Source organism: Pseudomonas sp. Root329, assembly GCF_001424925.1.
GTDB lineage: Bacteria > Pseudomonadota > Gammaproteobacteria > Pseudomonadales > Pseudomonadaceae > Aquipseudomonas > Aquipseudomonas arabinosi.
In genome coordinates, this window is sequence record NZ_LMCV01000019.1 from 1 (window position 1) to 17220 (window position 17220).

Annotated in this window: 19 protein-coding genes; 7 read left to right on the forward strand and 12 right to left on the reverse strand. The window is 59.4% G+C overall.

The window, feature by feature from the left end:
• Positions 1-125: 125 nt before the first annotated feature.
• The 3 genes from ASC74_RS16555 to ASC74_RS16565 are packed head-to-tail and all read right to left on the reverse strand — an operon-like array spanning position 126 to position 1987.
• A complete protein-coding gene (locus tag ASC74_RS16555; RefSeq protein WP_056742513.1) occupies positions 126-668 on the reverse strand; it encodes a DUF2937 family protein in 543 nt (180 codons plus the stop codon).
• 12 nt (positions 669-680) lie between these two features.
• Positions 681-1457, reverse strand: coding sequence for a class II glutamine amidotransferase (locus ASC74_RS16560; RefSeq protein ID WP_046046095.1), 777 nt, complete (start codon positions 1455-1457; stop codon positions 681-683).
• Between the two features lie 32 nt (positions 1458-1489).
• Positions 1490-1987 carry a hypothetical protein gene (locus tag ASC74_RS16565; protein WP_056742515.1) on the reverse strand — a complete coding sequence of 166 codons (498 nt, stop codon included), beginning with the start codon at positions 1985-1987 and terminating at the stop codon, positions 1490-1492.
• Between the two features lie 100 nt (positions 1988-2087).
• Between ASC74_RS16565 and ASC74_RS16570 the strand changes: the two genes are divergently transcribed.
• Entirely contained in the window at positions 2088-4142 is a 2055-nt protein-coding gene (locus ASC74_RS16570) for a S9 family peptidase (protein ID WP_056742517.1), read from the forward strand.
• A 216-nt stretch (positions 4143-4358) separates the two neighbouring features.
• Positions 4359-4832: a cyclic nucleotide-binding domain-containing protein gene (locus tag ASC74_RS16575; RefSeq protein ID WP_056742518.1), complete on the forward strand. Its 474-nt coding sequence runs from the start codon at positions 4359-4361 to the stop codon at positions 4830-4832.
• Here ASC74_RS16575 and ASC74_RS16580 read toward each other — a convergent pair.
• Positions 4829-5119 carry a hypothetical protein gene (locus tag ASC74_RS16580; RefSeq protein ID WP_056742521.1) on the reverse strand — a complete coding sequence of 97 codons (291 nt, stop codon included), beginning with the start codon at positions 5117-5119 and terminating at the stop codon, positions 4829-4831. The genes ASC74_RS16575 and ASC74_RS16580 overlap by 4 nt on opposite strands.
• 98 nt (positions 5120-5217) lie before the next feature.
• On the opposite strand from ASC74_RS16580, the gene ASC74_RS16585 reads away from it, so the two are divergent.
• The 4 genes from ASC74_RS16585 to ASC74_RS16600 all read left to right on the forward strand — a co-directional run bounded on the left by ASC74_RS16585 (position 5218) and on the right by ASC74_RS16600 (position 7477).
• The gene (locus ASC74_RS16585) at positions 5218-5904 is read left to right on the forward strand and encodes a spermidine synthase (protein WP_056742522.1); all 687 of its coding nucleotides are present in this window, start codon (positions 5218-5220) and stop codon (positions 5902-5904) included.
• 49 nt (positions 5905-5953) lie between these two features.
• A complete protein-coding gene (locus ASC74_RS16590) occupies positions 5954-6328 on the forward strand; it encodes a YajD family HNH nuclease (protein ID WP_056742523.1) in 375 nt (124 codons plus the stop codon).
• Positions 6329-6536: 208 nt separating this feature from the next.
• Positions 6537-7007, forward strand: a complete 471-nt coding sequence (locus tag ASC74_RS16595; protein ID WP_007944014.1) for an RNA methyltransferase — start codon at positions 6537-6539, stop codon at positions 7005-7007.
• A gap of 92 nt (positions 7008-7099) precedes the next feature.
• Complete coding sequence (locus ASC74_RS16600) at positions 7100-7477, forward strand: YgaP family membrane protein (RefSeq protein ID WP_056742524.1); 378 nt, start codon at positions 7100-7102, stop codon at positions 7475-7477.
• Positions 7478-7607: 130 nt separating this feature from the next.
• Here the strand turns inward: ASC74_RS16600 and ASC74_RS16605 are convergent, their stop codons facing one another.
• Positions 7608-8837 (reverse strand): hypothetical protein, encoded by a 1230-nt coding sequence (locus ASC74_RS16605; protein WP_056742525.1) that lies wholly within the window; start codon positions 8835-8837, stop codon positions 7608-7610.
• A gap of 36 nt (positions 8838-8873) precedes the next feature.
• Complete coding sequence (locus ASC74_RS16610) at positions 8874-9323, reverse strand: YcgN family cysteine cluster protein (RefSeq protein ID WP_007898698.1); 450 nt, start codon at positions 9321-9323, stop codon at positions 8874-8876.
• A gap of 165 nt (positions 9324-9488) precedes the next feature.
• On the opposite strand from ASC74_RS16610, the gene ASC74_RS16615 reads away from it, so the two are divergent.
• The gene (locus ASC74_RS16615) at positions 9489-10082 is read left to right on the forward strand and encodes a nitroreductase family protein (RefSeq protein ID WP_033054040.1); all 594 of its coding nucleotides are present in this window, start codon (positions 9489-9491) and stop codon (positions 10080-10082) included.
• 124 nt (positions 10083-10206) lie between these two features.
• Here the strand turns inward: ASC74_RS16615 and ASC74_RS16620 are convergent, their stop codons facing one another.
• The 6 genes from ASC74_RS16620 to ASC74_RS16645 all read right to left on the reverse strand — a co-directional run bounded on the left by ASC74_RS16620 (position 10207) and on the right by ASC74_RS16645 (position 16753).
• Positions 10207-11139: a D-2-hydroxyacid dehydrogenase gene (locus ASC74_RS16620; RefSeq protein ID WP_056742527.1), complete on the reverse strand. Its 933-nt coding sequence runs from the start codon at positions 11137-11139 to the stop codon at positions 10207-10209.
• A 120-nt stretch (positions 11140-11259) separates the two neighbouring features.
• The gene (locus tag ASC74_RS16625; protein WP_007898694.1) at positions 11260-11553 is read right to left on the reverse strand and encodes a YcgL domain-containing protein; all 294 of its coding nucleotides are present in this window, start codon (positions 11551-11553) and stop codon (positions 11260-11262) included.
• A complete protein-coding gene (gene rnd, locus ASC74_RS16630; protein WP_056742529.1) occupies positions 11550-12683 on the reverse strand; it encodes a ribonuclease D in 1134 nt (377 codons plus the stop codon). Before rnd ends, ASC74_RS16625 begins: the two co-directional genes overlap by 4 nt.
• Before the next feature lie 123 nt (positions 12684-12806).
• Positions 12807-13469, reverse strand: a complete 663-nt coding sequence (locus ASC74_RS16635) for a class I SAM-dependent methyltransferase (protein ID WP_056742531.1) — start codon at positions 13467-13469, stop codon at positions 12807-12809.
• Positions 13470-13541: 72 nt separating this feature from the next.
• A complete protein-coding gene (locus ASC74_RS16640; RefSeq protein ID WP_056742533.1) occupies positions 13542-15191 on the reverse strand; it encodes a phosphoethanolamine transferase in 1650 nt (549 codons plus the stop codon).
• A gap of 179 nt (positions 15192-15370) precedes the next feature.
• Positions 15371-16753, reverse strand: coding sequence for a glutamine synthetase family protein (locus ASC74_RS16645; RefSeq protein WP_056742535.1), 1383 nt, complete (start codon positions 16751-16753; stop codon positions 15371-15373).
• Positions 16754-17220: the final 467 nt, after the last annotated feature.

The following is a 17220-nucleotide window of genomic DNA, read 5'->3' on the forward strand; positions in this document are numbered from 1 at the left end:
CCAGAGCAGTAATCCTGTACCGCTAGCAGCTTCGCTTGAACCGTATACTTTCGCATTAAGCACCCCATCAGTTGTGTCCAACTTTTGGGGTGCAGACCAGAGCGTGGGAACGATCAATCATCGACTCAAAGACCGCGCACATCCCGATCTTCGATCGGCCGGCTCTGGCGCAGGCGTTTGCCGCCCAGCACCACCCAGTCGATCAGACGGAACAGGCATTCAATGCCGAACGACAACAGCAACGCCCCGCTCATGCCCCAGATCATCGCTTCCGGCGTCAGCAGGATCTGGTAGCTGTAGCCGTTCCAGGTTTCCTTGCGAATATCCGGATCGGCGGCCAATGCCACTTGCAGGAAGCGGATGTACCACGGGCCCTGCATGGCCTGGAACTGTTTATCGAGGGCCAGTTGACGGGTCAGCAAGGTGCTCAGGCTGTCGGCATCGTTGCGAAAGATCGGGTCTTCGCTGGCGCGGTAATGGGCCACCAACGCCTGCATGTCACCCTTGAAGAACTGATTCGCCGTGCCCTGAAAACCGCTCAGACTGGTCTGTGCCTCAATCAAATGCGCTTCGACCCGCTTGGCATAATCGCTGATGAACCCTGGCACCTGGACACCGATCAACAGGCCCGCCGCAAACAACACCAGCCGTAGATAACTGAGCAACATGAAGGGAAATCCTTATTCGGTCTTGCCCTGGCTGACGCATTCACCGCGTCGCCAGAGGCTCCATTGGCCCGGTTCGTAGCGGGTCCAGGTTTCGTTTTCAGTCAAGGGTTCGGTGGCGATCACCGTGACCACGTCGTTGGGCGTGGTTTCGGCCTGGAAGTCGACGATTACATCGACGTCCTTCAAGCGCGCCGGGCCGAATGGCGCGCGGCGGGTGATCTGCGCCAGTTTGGTCGAGCAATAGCAGAACAACCAATCACCATCGCTGAGCAGGCAGTTGAACACGCCTTTGCTGCGGTATTCGGCGCAGGCGGCCACCAGATCTGGCAGCAGTTCTTCGACCTCTACCGGTTCCGGGAATGCGGCGCGCACGCGGTTGAGCAAATCGCAGAACGCCGCTTCGCTGTCGGTATCGCCAACGGGGCGGTAAAAACTCTTGATCGGTTGAAACTCCGCGAGCTGGCCATTGTGGGCAAAACACCAGTTACGCCCCCACAGCTCGCGCACGAATGGATGGGTATTGGACAGGCAGACCTTGCCGACATTGGCCTGGCGGATGTGCCCGATCACCACTTCGCTCTTGATCGGATAGCGTTGCACCAGGTTGGCGACTTCGGACTCACAACTCGCCGCCGGGTCCTGAAACAGGCGCAGGCCACGACCCTCGTAAAAGGCAATGCCCCAGCCGTCACGGTGTGGACCGGTGCGGCCGCCGCGCTGCATCAGCCCGGTGAAGCTGAACACGATATCGGTCGGGACATTGGCGCTCATGCCCAATAACTCACACATGCTCGGATTCTCGCTGAAAGGCAGGGGCAAGGTTACAGACGCGGTTCGACCCGCAATCGCTGAGGGTTGCTCGGCACCGGTGGACGACCGTAACGATCATCGCCCGCACCGCCGAAAGGATGATCCTCTTCAGGGTCATCGGCCCGGGCCGCAGCCTTGGCAGCGGCAGCCTGTTCCTTGCGAGCGTTGGACGCACGTTCGATAGGGAAACGGATCGCCACGAATACCAGGTAAATGCCGAAAGCGATCATGCCATACATGAACAGATCGGAAATCGCGCGCCAGGCGTTGTTGCCGACCTTGAACAGCAAATCGAGGGCCGTGATGGCGATGGCCGGAGCGACCTTTTCCTTCACCGGGTCGATGATGGTGGGGCTGAACAGCAACACAGCAACCAATAGTCGTAACGGCTCACGCAGCCAGCGCCACATCCAGCGGGTGATACGCATCCACACCAACAGGCAGCCCAAAGCGGCGAAGGCGTAGAGGCCCCAAGCGATCAGATAGTCGTTCTCGGTCATGGTGTCCATGGCAAGGCAGGCAAAGAGGCGCTTATAGTAACGACTTTTCGCACGTCAGGCTTGCCCGCCGTCTGCGAACCCTACTTCGTAAAACGCTCGAGAGTCCTTCATGCCCCTATCCGTCAACGTTTCCGACGCTCCCATTGCCCGCAAGGCCGAAGGCGACGACCCGTATGCCTGGCTGCAGGAGCGCGACACCGACGCGGTGCTCGACTACCTGAAAGCGGAAAACCGCTACCAAGAGGCGCAAACCGCCGATCAGGCCGGGTTGCGTGAAACCCTGTTCGAAGAGATCAAGGGCCGGATTCTCGAAACCGACCTGTCCTTGCCCTCCCCTTGGGGTCCGTACCTGTATTACACGCGCACCACGGCCGGTGATGAATATGCTCGTCACTACCGCTGCCCGCGCCCTGTCGATGACAGCCTGCAGCTCGACGAAAGCCAGGAACAGTTGCTGCTGGACCCGAACGAACTGGCCAAAGGTGGCTTCTTTTCCCTGGGCGCCTTCAGTATCAGCCCGGACCACCAGCGTCTGGCCTACAGCATCGATGCCACGGGCGATGAAATTTTCACGCTGTTCGTGAAGGAATTGTCCAACGGCCGTGTCAGTGAACTGGAATTCCAGGATTGCGACGGCAGCATGACCTGGGCCAATGACAGCCTGACGCTGTTCTTCGGCGAACTGGACGACACCCATCGCCCGCACAAACTGTTCCGCTATCGGCTGGACGGTACGGCGGCCGAAGAAGTGTTCCATGAGCCGGACGGTCGATTCTTCATGCATTGCTACCGCTCCAGTTCCGAGCAGCAATTGCTTCTGTCCCTGGGCAGCAAGACCACCAGCGAAGTCTGGGTGCTCGATGCGTTCCAGCCGCAGCAGGCGTTTACCTGCATCGCACCGAGGGTTGAAGACCATGAGTACGACGTCGACCACGGCGCGCTCGACGGTCAATGGACCTGGTTCATTCGCACCAACCGCGACGGCATCAACTTTGCCCTCTACCACGCCGTAGACACCGGCGTGGCGCCGACCGAGGCCGACTGGCAGAACCTGATCCCGCACAGCGACACGGTGATGATCGAAGGCATGAGCCTGAACGCCGGGGCCATGACCCTGAGCTTGCGTGAAGGTGGCTTGCCGATCATCGAAGTTCATCCGCAAGACCTGCCGAGCTACCGCGTGCAATTGCCGGATGCGGCCTACAGCCTGCACGTACAGAACAGTCTGGAATTCGTCAGCGACAGGATCCGTCTGCGCTACGAAGCGCTGAACCGTCCGGCGCAAATCCGCCAACTGGTATTGGGCAACGGTGAGCAGAAAGTCCTCAAAGAAACCCCGGTGCTCGGCCCGTTCGACGCCGATGCCTACGTCAGTCAGCGCCTGTGGGCGAACGCACCGGACGGTACGAAAGTGCCGATCAGCCTCGTCGTCAAACGCGAAGCCCTCGGTAAGCCGACGCCGCTTTATCTGTACGGCTACGGTGCTTACGGTGAAAGCCTCGACCCGTGGTTCTCCCACGCTCGTTTGAGTCTGCTGGACCGTGGCGTGGCGTTCGCCATCGCTCACGTGCGTGGCGGCGGTGAACTGGGCGAGGCCTGGTATCGCGCCGGCAAGCAGGAACACAAACACAACACCTTCAGCGACTTCATTGCCTGCGCCGAGCACCTGATCGCCAATGGCTTCACCACACCTCAGCAACTGGCGATCAGCGGCGGCAGCGCCGGTGGTCTGCTGATCGGCGCGGTGCTCAATCAGCGGCCGGAGTTGTTTGCTGCTGCGATTGCCGAAGTGCCGTTCGTCGACGTGCTGAACACCATGCTCGACCCGGATCTGCCGTTGACCGTCACCGAATACGACGAGTGGGGCAATCCTGAAGAACCGGACGTCTATGATCGGATCAAGGCCTACGCCCCGTACGAAAACGTCACCGCACAAGCTTATCCGGCGACCCTGGTGATCGCCGGCTACAACGACAGTCGCGTGCAGTACTGGGAAGCGGCCAAGTGGGTGGCGAAATTACGCGCGACCAAAACCGACACCAATCCCCTGCTGCTCAAGACCGAATTGGGTGCCGGGCATGGCGGGATGAGCGGTCGTTATCAGGGATTGCGTGACGTAGCACTCGAATACGCATTTGTTTTCAAGGTTTTGGGCATCGCCTGAGGAACTTGGCCCGGTGATTCGGTCTTAAGACCAGACACCGGGCCCGGTACGACACATACCCCCTGTGGGAGCGGGCTTGCTCGCGAAGAGGCCATCACATTCAACATCAATGTTGTCTGACACACCGCCTTCGCGAGCAAGCCCGCTCCCACAAGGGATTTGTGGTGGATTGCAGATCCGGAACAGCAACAAACACAAGAAAAAGACCGTGACGACATGTCAGAACCGACCTTACTGAACAACGAAATTCGCGACTGGCTGATGGACTGTGGCCTGTTCGATCAACTGCTGCCGGCGGACTTCGCCACGGCCTCGGGTTACTTCAGCATCAGCACCATTGCTCAGGGCGAAGAGATTTTCCATGAGGGTGATGCCGGCAGCTTCATGTGCATCATCCACACCGGCCAGGTGGCGGTGCAGAAAACCAACAGCGACGGGCACCTGGTGACCATGGCAACGTTACGCAGCGGTCGGGCGTTCGGCGAAATGGCCGTACTCGACGGCGAACGCCGCTCGGCCAGTTGCGTGGCCGCGAGCAATTGCCAGTTGCTCAATCTGGGCAAGGATTCGCTGGAAAAGATGCTCAACGATGCGCCGAAAATCGCCGCCAAAATAATCCGCGCCCTCGCCTTCTCCCTCTCCAAACGCTTGCGCATGGCCGATGGGCAACTGCTCTCGCAGCAGGTTTAACCGCCGGGTGACTTGATCTTCGTGCTGTTTGGCTCAAGGCCCGGTAACGGTTGATCCTTGGTCGGAGGACTGGGCATCTCGATCGGCACCAGCGGCGGGCCGCCACTGCCGGGGCCGACCTTGGGCACGCTGGTCGGGGTGATTTGCGGGTACGGTGTCGGTGTCGCGGTGCCCGGCGAACCGGGCAGCGGCGCAGGGCTGGTCGGAATGGTTTGCAACTGCTGGGCCTGCACTGCAGTTATCGAGAGCGCGGCCAAGGCAATGACCGTTAGAATGGTGCGCTTCATCAATGGCTCCGTTGGCCTTGTTGTCTTTTTGCAGGCTACTCCCAACGGCGCGTGTTTGCCTTCTCCCTCTTATGCCAATTTCTCCTCAAGTGAGTCCCATGAAACGTTTCGTTCTGCTCGACACCACTCCAATTCCTGAAAATGGCGGTGCCTTGTGCCTGTTCGAATACGGTGAGGATTTCGTCATCAAGATCCAGGGCGGCGACGGCGGGCAACTGATGAACACCCGCATGCACGGCTCGGAAGACGCTCTGGCGGAGATCCCGTGCCGTAAAGTGGCCGGCCGGCCGAATTCGCGCGTGCTGATCGGCGGCCTGGGTATGGGCTTCACCCTCGCGTCGGCCCTCAAGCATCTGGGCAAGACCGCTGAAGTGGTGGTCGCCGAACTGGTGCCGGGCGTGGTGGAGTGGAACCGTGGACCGCTGGGCGAGAAAGCCGGGAACCCGCTGCTGGACCCGCGCACGGCCATTCGCATGGAAGACGTGGCCAAAGTCCTGCAAGCCGAGCCGCAAGGTTTCGACGCAATCATGCTCGACGTCGACAACGGCCCCGAAGGCCTGACCCAGAAGGCCAACAGCTGGCTCTACTCCGCTGGCGGCCTGAGCGCCTGCGCCAAGGCCCTGCGGCCTAAAGGCGTGCTGGCCGTCTGGTCCGCGAGCGCTGACCGACAGTTTTCCGACAAACTGAAGAAGGCCGGCTTCAAGGCCGAGGAAGTCCAGGTCTTCGCCCATGGCAACAAAGGTACCCGCCACACCATCTGGATTGCCGAGAAGCTCAAGGGCTGAGCTAAACTGCGATTAATACCGTCATTAGTCTTTTTACAAAGGTGAACCCATGAGTTCGTCAACGCCTCCCACCAACACGTCGAAACTGGACCGCATCCTTGCAGACAACCAGCGCGACAAGGAAATGGGTTACCGCGACAAGGCCTTGAAAATGTACCCGCACGTGTGCGGCCGTTGCGCCCGTGAGTTTTCCGGCAAGCGCCTGAGCGAACTGACCGTGCACCACCGCGACCACAATCACGACAACAACCCTCAGGACGGCTCGAACTGGGAACTGTTGTGCTTGTATTGCCACGATAACGAACACTCGCGGTACACCGATCAACAGTATTTCGGTGAAGGCTCGCTGAGCTCGCCGAAAATCGCCAAGGCGACACATAACCCGTTTGCCGCGTTGGCTGGCCTGATGAAGAAAGACGAGTAATATCTTCAGCGCCTCGACCGGCCCCTTCGCGAGCAAGCCCGCTCCCACAGGAGATCTTCTGTGAACACAACATTTGTGAACACTCAGGATCCATTGTGGGAGCGGGCTTGCTCGCGAAGACGGCCGACCAAACACCACCAATCTACAAACTGACCACCCTCCCCCAATCCCCGTATAATCGCCGTTTTTTCCCCGAAGGCATCCGCTCGTGGCAGACAAACGGTACAGCTGCATTGGTTTGTATAACCCCAAATCACCGGAGAACGTCGGTTCGGTGATGCGCGCCGCTGGCTGTTATGGCGTGGCGTCCGTGTTCTATACCGGCAAGCGTTATGAACGCGCCGCCGACTTCGTCACCGACACCAAGCGTGTCCACTACGACATTCCGCTGATCGGCATCGACGACCTGAAAAAAATCCTGCCGCTGGGCTGCGTGCCGGTTGCTGTGGAATTGGTGGACGGCGCCCGTTCGCTGCCGGAATACACCCACCCGGACCGCGCGCTGTACATCTTCGGCCCGGAAGACGGCTCGCTGGATAAAGAGATTCGTGACTGGTGCGAAGACGTGGTCTACATCCCGACCACCGGTTGCATGAACCTGGCGGCCACCGTCAACGTCGTGCTCTATGACCGCATGTCCAAGGGACTCAACACTCGGTCCGGGGCGAAATTTCGCTGATTCACCGCACATCCGATGGAACAAGCCGCCCGCCTCGGCAGTCAGCTTAAGTATCTATTCCTGAAGCAGCTATTCCCGACTGGAGACAGATCATGAGCGAACTCAAACGCGTAGAGCGCATCGAATCCACCCCGTTCCAGACTCACACTGAGCAGAACGTGCAGGGCTGGGAACGCATCGGCTCCCTGGCCGGCGGCGTGGTGATGGTCGGCAAGGGCCTGCGTCGCGGTGGTGTGTTCGGGTTGATTCAAGTGGCGATCGGCGGTGTGGCCCTGGCGCGTGGTATTACCGGACACAGTTCGGCGAAAAGCCTGCTGGAGAAAAGCCGTCAGGACATGAACAACGTGCGGGCGAAGATTCAGCGGGCGGGTGAAGAGTTGAACCGGTTGAAGGCGAATGCGGAAGCGGCGACCAATACCGCTACCGTGACCGGTAATGATTCGTTGAAATCTCCGAAAACCGGGGCTTGATCCAGGAAATTCGATGAGGCTTAGGGCCTCTTCGCGAGCAAGCCCGCTCCCACATTTGATCGTCAGTGGACACTGGTTATGTGTACGACAGAGATCTAATGTGGGAGCGGGCTTGCTCGCGAAAGCGGTGTTACTGAAGTAACTCCGTATCAAGGACTTTGGAGGGCTCGCCAATGATGCTTTCGGCGAGCTGAACAAATTCCTTGGTGTCCACGCTCTCCAGATGCATCGCCCCGCGTAACACATCATCCAGCGAGCGTTTGTTGCGGGTCTTCAGGCGAATCTCGCGATCCAGTTCCTGCAGTAACACGACCGCTTTCGACACCTGCGCCGGGCTGACCTGCTCAGCGCGCAAGGTCGTGACGTTCTGGCTGTCCTTGGCCAGCTTCTTCTGCAAACTCTCATACCGCTCGTCACTCATGCCACCGGCGCGACGCACCAGTTCGATGGCGTAATACTCGGCAAATCCTTCGCTGATCCAGTCACTGCGCTGCTGATCGTTGATCCGTCCGAACACCTGCGCCAACTCCCGCACCAGCGCGCTGGTACCGCTTTCGCTGACCAGCGGCAGACGGGTGTTCAGATAGATCGATTCGTGCGCGCCCAGGCTGCCACGCCACATCGGGTCGTTGGCGCCGACAATCAACAGTTTGACGGGATGACGGGGATACACCGCCTGCACTTGCGGCCAGACAAAGGTCAACAGTGTCAGCACATCCATGCGGCGCATGCCCTGGCCCTGAGGTGAGGCAACGGTGACTTCGGTTTCCCCAAGCCGCGTGCGACGGCTGCCGAGGTGGCCGGCGAGCATCCAGCCGGTGGGCCGGTCGAACAATCGAGAGACGTTATCGATCCGGAATTTGTTCTTGCCAATTCGCGGCCAGGCGGTTTCAACGCTTTTCCAGCCGGTGGGCAATTCGAATTCAAGGCGTGAAACCAGCTCGATGCCGTCCTGCTGATCGAGTTTGGCTGCCGGCACCAGATCGTCGCCGCGCATCAGCGCCCAGGTCGGGGTCATGCGCGTATCGAAGCTGCCGCTCTTGCGTCCGTGGCTGATGCGTACGCGGTAGGTCAGGCTGGCCTTGTCGGCGGCCGGACGCCAGACACCACGGGGCTGCTTGCCCGGCGTGAGCTGCCATTGGCCGTCGGCCTTGAAATCGCTGTAGTGGCTGCCATCGCCCAGGTCGAAATCCAGACTGCGCACCGCCGCCCCCTGAGCCAGGGTCAGCCGCACTTCAGCCTGATCGCTTTGCGGCAACAGGCGCACGTGGTAATCCAGATCAACCTTCTTCGCCGCCCACACGGGCGAACTCAGGGCCAAAAGCCCAAAGGCCAACGCCAGCCGCAATCCCACAGCCATACACACTCCTTCGTGAAACGTTAATACGCTTGGCGATTAACCCGCCCGAAAAATCAGATGGTCTTCCCAATCGTCTTCGGCCACGCTGCCTTCGGCGAGCATGCGTCCGGACTGGGAAATACGTTCGTGGTGCACCGCATCGCGATCACCGCACACCAGATGGTGCCAGAGCGGCAGGTCCTTGCCTTCGCTGACCAGTCGATAGCCGCAGGTCGGTGGCAACCATTTGAACTCATCAGCCTTGCCCGGCGTGAGCTGGATACAGTCGGGGACGAAATCGCGGCGGTTCGGGTAATCGGTGCACTGACAGGTTTTCAGGTCCAGCAGCTTGCAGGCGATGCGCGTGTAATAGACGCTGTTGTCGTCTTCATCTTCGAGCTTTTGCAGGCAGCACAGGCCACAGCCGTCGCACAGCGATTCCCATTCCTCTTGATCGAGTTGATCGAGGGTTTTGCGTATCCAGAACGGTTCGACTTTGGCGGCCATGGCTCAAGCATCAACATCAGGTGGTGAAAAGGCCGCCAGTCTAGTGCCAAGGCCCTTGTGGGCCAAGCGTTGGCGACTGCCGGTAGAACGAGCTTGTCAGTTATCGCGCCGCCCAGTAGGGTTTTGCGTCGCCCCACACCTTCAAACGTAGCAAGGAATCTCCTGATGAGTGCTAATCCACGCGTTGCCGACTATGCCATCCACCCTCAGTTCACCGACCGCTGGTCGCCCCGTGCCTTCACCGGCGAAGCGATCTCCGAAGAAACCCTGCTGAGCTTCTTCGAAGCTGCACGCTGGGCGCCATCGGCCTACAACTCGCAGCCGTGGCGGTTTCTGTATGCGCGTCGCGACACGCCAAACTGGGAGCGCTATCTGGGGCTGCTGAACGAATTCAACCGCAGCTGGGCGCAACACGCCTCGGCACTGGTGATCGTGATCTCGAAAACCACCTTCGCGGTGCCCGGCGCCACTGAAGAAACCCCGGCCTTGTGGCACACCTTCGACACCGGTTCCGCTTGGGGCCATCTGGCGCTGCAAGCGAGCATCAGCGGCTGGCACACCCACGGCATGGCCGGTTTCGACCAGGACCTGACCCGCAAGGAGCTGAACATTCCTGAGGGTTATGCGCTGCACGCGGCGGTGGCGGTGGGCAAACTGGGCGACAAGGCGACGCTGGCGGACTACCTGCAAGCGCGCGAAGAGCCAAGCCCGCGTCGTCCGCTGAGCGAGTTGGCGGCCGAAGGCGACTTCACCCTCTAAGCCACACTACAAAACCAATGTGGGAGCGGGCTTGCTCGCGAAGGGGCCATCACGTTCAACATCGATGTTGACTGACAGACCGCTTTCGCGAGCAAGCCCGCTCCCACATTTTATTGCGGTGTACTCAGTAGCCGCGATTGAAATCCACTTCCCCGCGCAACGCCTCACCCGCCTGATACGCCCGCAGGTTTTCGACAAACAGTTTCACCATCATCGATGGCGAGGTCGGTGCCGAGCTGTGGCCGGTCAGCAGCAAGCCCCAAGCGGTCCAGAACGGATGACGTTGCGGCAGCGGCTCCTGACGGCAGACGTCGATCACGGCACCGGCCAGATGCCCTTCTTTCAAGGCCTCCACCAGGTCCGCGTCGACCACTGCCACGCCGCGCCCGACGTTGATGAACAACCCGGTCGGCTTGAACTGCTTGAACAGCGCCGCGTCGTACAGGTCGTGGGTGTTCGGCGTATTGGGCAGCAGATTGATCACGTAATCCACTTCACCGACCAGACGCGGCAGATCAGCCAGCGCCCCGACTTCGGTAAACGGCGCCTGCTCGCGGGCTTCGCTGGCGATGCCGTACAACTCGACACCAAACGGCACAAGGAACTGCGCCACGGTCTGGCCGATGTCACCGGTGCCGACGATCAACACTTTACGGCCGGCCAGGCTTTGGCCTTGGCGACTGTCCCATTTGCGCTCGACCTGGCTGACCAGCCGCGGCAGCACTTCGCGCTCGTGGCCGAGCATGTAGGTCAGCACGTATTCGGCCATGACCTGCCCGAAAATCCCCACCGCCCGAGTCAGGCGATAGTGACGTGGCAAGCCATCGGCCAGCAGCGGCGTAATGCCCGCCCAGGTCGATTGCAGCCATTGTGGCTCGTGGCCCTGACGCAGCAAGGTCGCCAGCAGGTCCGGCTGACCGAGCCAGATCGGACAATCAGCGGCCTGGCTGGCCAGTTCGGCGGAGTCGCCGCTGGTCAGCACTTCCAGGTCGGGCGCTGCTTGACGCAACAGCTGGGCGTACACCGGGTGGTCGTGTTCAGCAATCAGAACGCGCATGGTTCAAACCTTTCAAAAACAGTGCAGACGGCCGCCGACGGAGTATCACTCCATCGCCCTGGCTATCGCCAAAATCATTCCAGTGTTTCATAAAGGCTCTGAACAGAGCCTGTCTGCCGGTCACATCGGATCGTTGCGGCGCAGCAATTCTTCCGGCAAGTGTTCGATGTACTCGTCTTCGGCCGGCGGCATTTGCAAGTGGTAACCCTGCTTCTCAAGGTTTTCCAGCACCACGGTGATGTCCTCGCGCGACAGTTTGCGCTCGGGGGTCAGCACCAGGTCAAAGGCGTGATGCGGTTTGCCGAAGGCGGCCATCAGACTTTCCGGGACGCGCTCCAGTGCATCGCTTTTGAGCACATAGAGGTACATCTCGTTTTTCTTCAAGCTTCGATAGATGGAGCAAATACGTTTCAAGGCTGTTCTCCGGCGGTGGCCAGGCTGTCGAGCAGCGCCTGGCCCATCAATTCGCGGCGCCAGCCACGCAGCGAATCAGGCAATTGGTAAGGACCGTTGGGATAGCCGCTCTTGAGCAGCGCTTCCAGGGTTTTCTTGCGCAGCATCAGCTCTGGTGCAATGTTCAGGCGTTCGGCTTCGGCCTGGCCGATCGCACGCAGCCGTTTGACCAGCGTGGCGGCGTCCACCGGCAAAGGCTCCGGCACCGCAGGCGGCCATTGATCAGGCGACACACTGCCAGAGCGTTTGATCAGATCAAGCAGAAATTCGCCGTCCTGACGCACGGTACGCGGGTGCATGTCTTCGATTTTCGCCAGCGCGCCGAGGTTGTCCGGCTGAGTCCGCGCCAGCGGCCACAGCGAATGCTCACGGACGATGCGGTTGCGCGGCAGATCACGGGCGCGGGCCTCGCGCTCGCGCCAGGCACACACTTCACGCAACACGGCGAGTTGGGCGCGGGAGAGTTTCCAGGCCAGCTTGGCTTCGCGATAGACCTCATACGGATCAACTTCGCGACGCAGGTTGGCCACCAGCTCGGCGCCGTCTTCCAGGACCCAGGCGTACTTGTCGTCAGACAGCTTCGGACGAAGCTGTACGAAAACCTCCGCCAAGTGCAAAGCATCTTCGGCGGCGTAGCTGATTTGGGTGTCGGAAAGCGGACGTTGCAGCCAGTCGGAACGGGTCTCGCCCTTGGGCAGGTCGATGCCGAGCACTTCCTGCACCAGCCGCGAATAGCCCATGGAAAAACCGAGGTTCAGATAAGCGGCGGCCAACTGAGTGTCGAACAGCGGCACCGGCAGGCTGCCGGTCAGGCGCAGCAGGACTTCGAGGTCTTCGCTGCACGCATGGACGACTTTGATCACGGCCGGGTTTTCCAGCAACGCGGCCAGTGGCTGCCAGTTATCGATGCTCAGCGGGTCAATCAGGTAAGCGCGTACGCCATCGCCGATCTGCAGCAGGCCTGCAATCGGATAAAAGGTGTCGACCCGCATGAATTCGGTGTCGAGGGCAACGAATGGCAGCTGCTGCCACTCGGCGCAAAACTGACCGAGGCTATCGTTGTCGCGAATCCAGTGAATATCGATGGCCACACGGCTCTCCCTTGAAGAATGGCGCGCAGTATATATCGCCCCCGGCGATTTCCGCGCATTCACTGAACAAGAGCTTTAGCGAAAACGCCTGCAAAACAGCAAGAAATGTCTGACAAGCGGAGACTAGCCGGCCTTACGCAGTACGTAGACGCGCATCCGCGCACAGCCGGGCAGGAAGTCCTGATGACTGAGCAAACGCAAACCTGCGAGCTTGAACTCGGCTTCGACGTCGGCCTTGCTGGCCAACGGTCGGGCCAGAGCGCCCTGTGCGTCCGTGCGCCGACCTTTGAAATGAGCATCGACCCGTACGGCCACAATCACCGTATCGCGACTGACCCGATGGAACTCCTTGAGCATGGCCAAGCGATGCTCGGGGCAGGTGAGGTGTTGAAACAGTTGCATGCAAAAAATGCAGTCAACCGCATTCGCCGACAAGCCGATGGTAAACGCCGAACTCTGAAAGGTTTTGACCCGCTCCAGCAAACTCTGCGGATGGTGGGTACGGGCATGATCGAGTATGTCCTGCGATGGGTCGGCCGCGAGGATCACCCGGTTTGCATGCTCGGCCAGTACTGGCCAAAAGCGCCCGACACCGCAAGCCAAATCAAGAACAAGACCCGGCTCGCCGGCAGCCTTGAGCGCGTTGCGCACCAATTGCTCGTCACGCCAGAACGTCAACCGCCCGGCCAGGCCACGCGGTCGCGGCTGAAGACAGACGCGGGCGTGCTCCTGATCGTAGCGCCGGGCGATCTCAAGCTCGATGGCAGATGGGGGTTGAGCGGACATGTGCAATGGCTCTCGGGGGAAACTCTGCCGGCCGCACGTTAGCGGCCGGGACATGAAAAAAGGTTGAGGTACTCACTCTGTGGCCAATACGCCGTCGTTCACCGCACCACGACATCCAGCAAACATATCCAGACTCTGCTTGTACACCTTGCTCTGGACCTCCAGCAGACCGAGCATCGAATGGAACAGGTTGTCCTGGCTCAAGGGCTTGTTGCGACTCAGTTGCAGGCAATTGGCGTCCACCAAGAACGACTTTTGATAGCTGTCGGAAAACCAGGCCAACATCGCGACATGCTTTTGTTGTTCCGGTGCCAGCATGTAAGGCGTGCCATGCAGGAACAAGTTGTACTCGCCCAAGGATTCGCCGTGGTCCGACAAATAGAGCATCGCGGTGTCGACTTTGTCCTGATTTTTGCGCAACAAATCGATCAGGGTGGACAGCACGTGGTCGGTGTACACCAGGGTGTTGTCGTAGCCATTGACGATACTTTCGCGACTGCAATTGTTCAGGGCGTTACTTTCACAAACCGGGGTGAAGCGCTCGTATTCTTTCGGGTAGCGCTTGAAGTATTCCGGACCGTGACTGCCCATCTGGTGCAATACCAGTACCGTGTCTTTATCCAGGGTATCGATGAAGTGCTGCAAACCCTGCAACAGGATTTCATCGCGGCACTCACTATCGGCGCACAGTACCGGGTCTTTCAGGTTACTGACGTCGTCGACGGTAACCCTATCGCAAGTACCTTTGCAGCCCGATTGGTTATCGCGCCAGATCACGTCGAGACCCGCGCGTTTGAGCACGTCCAGCAGGCCTTCCTGATTCTTTGCCTTGCTGGCGTTGTAATCCTTGCGACCCATGTCGGAGAACATGCACGGCACCGACACCGCTGTTTCCGTCCCGCAGGAATGCACGTCGGTGAACGCGATCAGGCCGGCCTCTTTACTCAGTTTGGGTGTGGTGTCACGGTCATACCCCAGGACGCCGAAGTTCTCGGCCCGGGCACTTTCGCCCACCACCAGCACGGTCAGGGATTTGCGCTCATGGGTTTGCCAGGCGGGATTTCGCTGGGCATCTTCACCCAGTTTGACGAAGGGCTGCTGCGCAGACGCGACCTGCTCACGCAGAAAGCCGAAAGAGGCACCGATGTAGTTGCTTGGCACGACCATCAGGCGCAATTCATGATGATTGCGAAACAACGAAGACAGGCCCTGATAGTTAATCAGTGCAACGCCACCGATCACGGCAACCGACGCAACACATACCAGTGCTTTACTTAACAGTTCACGGTGCCAGCGACGGTAATTAACCGGGGTCCGCCACAATAACAACGATGGCAAGACACCCAACAGAAGGATATAAACAAGCAACTTCAACGACAGCAAGTCACGCACTTCTGTCGCATTAGTTTGCGCAAAGTTACGCAGCATGCCGGTGTCAATCAGCACGCCATATTGAGCCATGAAGTACGCTACGCTGGCACTGACCATAAAGATCAGCGTCAAAACGGGCTTCATTAGCGGCCGGAACGCCAGCAGGGTCAGCACAATGTTGAATGCAGCAACGATCATCGCCCCGAATGCCACACGCATGACGATGCCTTGACCGTCAGAGGTCGTGATTTCAAACAGGTGTTGCCACAGAACTAAATTGAACCCTGCCAATAGAAAGGCACTGGCAATCAGTGTCACCCACTCGGGGCGCACGGCTTTAATCTTCAACATGATGATCGGCTGTTCCTGAATAAAAGTGCCTTCGCCAAATGTGAAAATTTCATTGGCCGTAACATCACTAAGTTTAAGCTGCCAACCATCAATTTTTTGTGAAAAAGAAGCCAACGATTAGTTGGCTTCTGGTTCGAGGCAAAAACGGTTCACTTATTTGAGAATGATTCAGGTTCTGTTCAGGCTTGATTCAAATACCAACGCCAGTCCTGCTCGCCGACTTCGCCCATGAACTGTCGATACTCGGCACGTTTTACCGCCAGGTACACGCCGAGGAACTCACCGCCGAACGCTTCCCGAGCCCAGCTTGAACCTTCCAGTGCCCGCAACGTGGTCAGCCAGTCAGTCGGCAACAGTTCCGTGGCCTGGGCGTAGCCATTGCCCTCCACCGGCGCGCCAGGATCGAGTTGTTCGCGAATACCGCGATGGATCCCGGCCAGAATCGCCGCAGCCGCCAGATACGGGTTGGCGTCGGCGCCACAGATGCGGTGTTCGATATGCCGGGAAAATGCCGGCCCGCCGGGCACGCGCAAACTCACGGTGCGGTTGTCCACGCCCCACGTGGGTGCCAGCGGCGCATAGCTGTTGGTCTGGAAGCGACGGTAAGAGTTGGCGTTCGGACAGAACAGCAGCAATGAATCGAGCAGCGTACTGAGCATCCCGCCGACCGCCTGCTTGAGCAGTGGTGTGCCGTCCGGGGCTTCGCTGGCGAACAGGTTATTGCCCTCCTGGTCCGCCAGGCTGACGTGCATGTGCATGCCAGTGCCCGCCAGGTCATCGAATGGTTTGGCCATGAAACACGCCGTCATCCCGTGTTTGTGGGCCACGCCTTTGACCAGCCGTTTGTAGCGCACCGCTTCGTCCATCGCCTGCAAGGCGTCGGTGCGGTGTTCGAGGGTAATTTCCACTTGTCCCGGCGCGTATTCGGAAATCGCCGTGCGCGCCGGAATGCCCTGGAGTTTGCAGGCACTGTAGAGATCGGCCAGAAACGGTTCGATCTGCTCCAGTTCACGCAAGCCGTAGACCTGAGTCCCTCGCGGCCGCCCGCCATCGACATCTCGCGCCGGTTGCGGCCGACCGTTGCTGTCGCGCTGCTGATCCAACAGGTAGAACTCCAGCTCCGCCGCCATCACCGGGTAATAACCGTCGGCCTGCAAGCCCTCGATGACTTTCGCCAGCAGATGCCGTGGATCGGCAATCGTCGCGGGCATGCCCTCCTTCGGGTGCATGCTGACCTGCACCGCCGCCGTAGGAATCAGCCGCCAGGGCATGCGCGTCAAACTGCCGCTGATCGGGTACGCCCGGCAGTCGATATCGCCAACGTCCCAGACCAGGCCGGAGTTTTCCACGTCATCACCGTTGATGGTCAGACCAAGAATGGTGCTCGGCAATGGCCGCCCGCTTTCGTACACCGCCAGCAGTTCATCGCGGTGCAGCAACTTGCCCCGAGGTACACCGTTGTTGTCGAGGATGAACAACTCGAACATCTCGATATCCGGATTCTGTTCCAGAAAGGTCAGGGCTTCTTGCTTGGAGGCGAAAGATGTCGTGGCAACACTCATGGGAATTCTCTTATTTCCGCGTCAGGCAAACGCACAGGCGTCGCCGCTTTGATCCCGGCGCATTGCGCGGGACCTGTAAGAACAATCAACGAGGAATGCAGGAATCCGGTGGGCGCGCGTGACGGCAGTGCCACAGCGCCCAAAAGGCTAATTCGGAGGGAAGTGCGACGGGACAACCGTCCATAGATAAAACCGCAGAGAACAGATGACCCGCAGCGTCACACGGGAGGTTAAGTCGTTAAATCGTGATTTGAAGAACTTTGGTTGCAGGTTGGCTAAACAATTGAGCAGCACCACGGTACTTGTAGCAGCTGCCGAAGGCTGCGTTCGGCTGCGAAGCAGGCGCAAATTCTGCCACCGGATTAACCTGCCATACCGCATTGGCTGTTTTAACGTCTGCTTCGCAGCCGAACGCAGCCTTCGGCAGCTGCTACAGGGAGTACGGGGTGTTATTTAATTTCTAAATA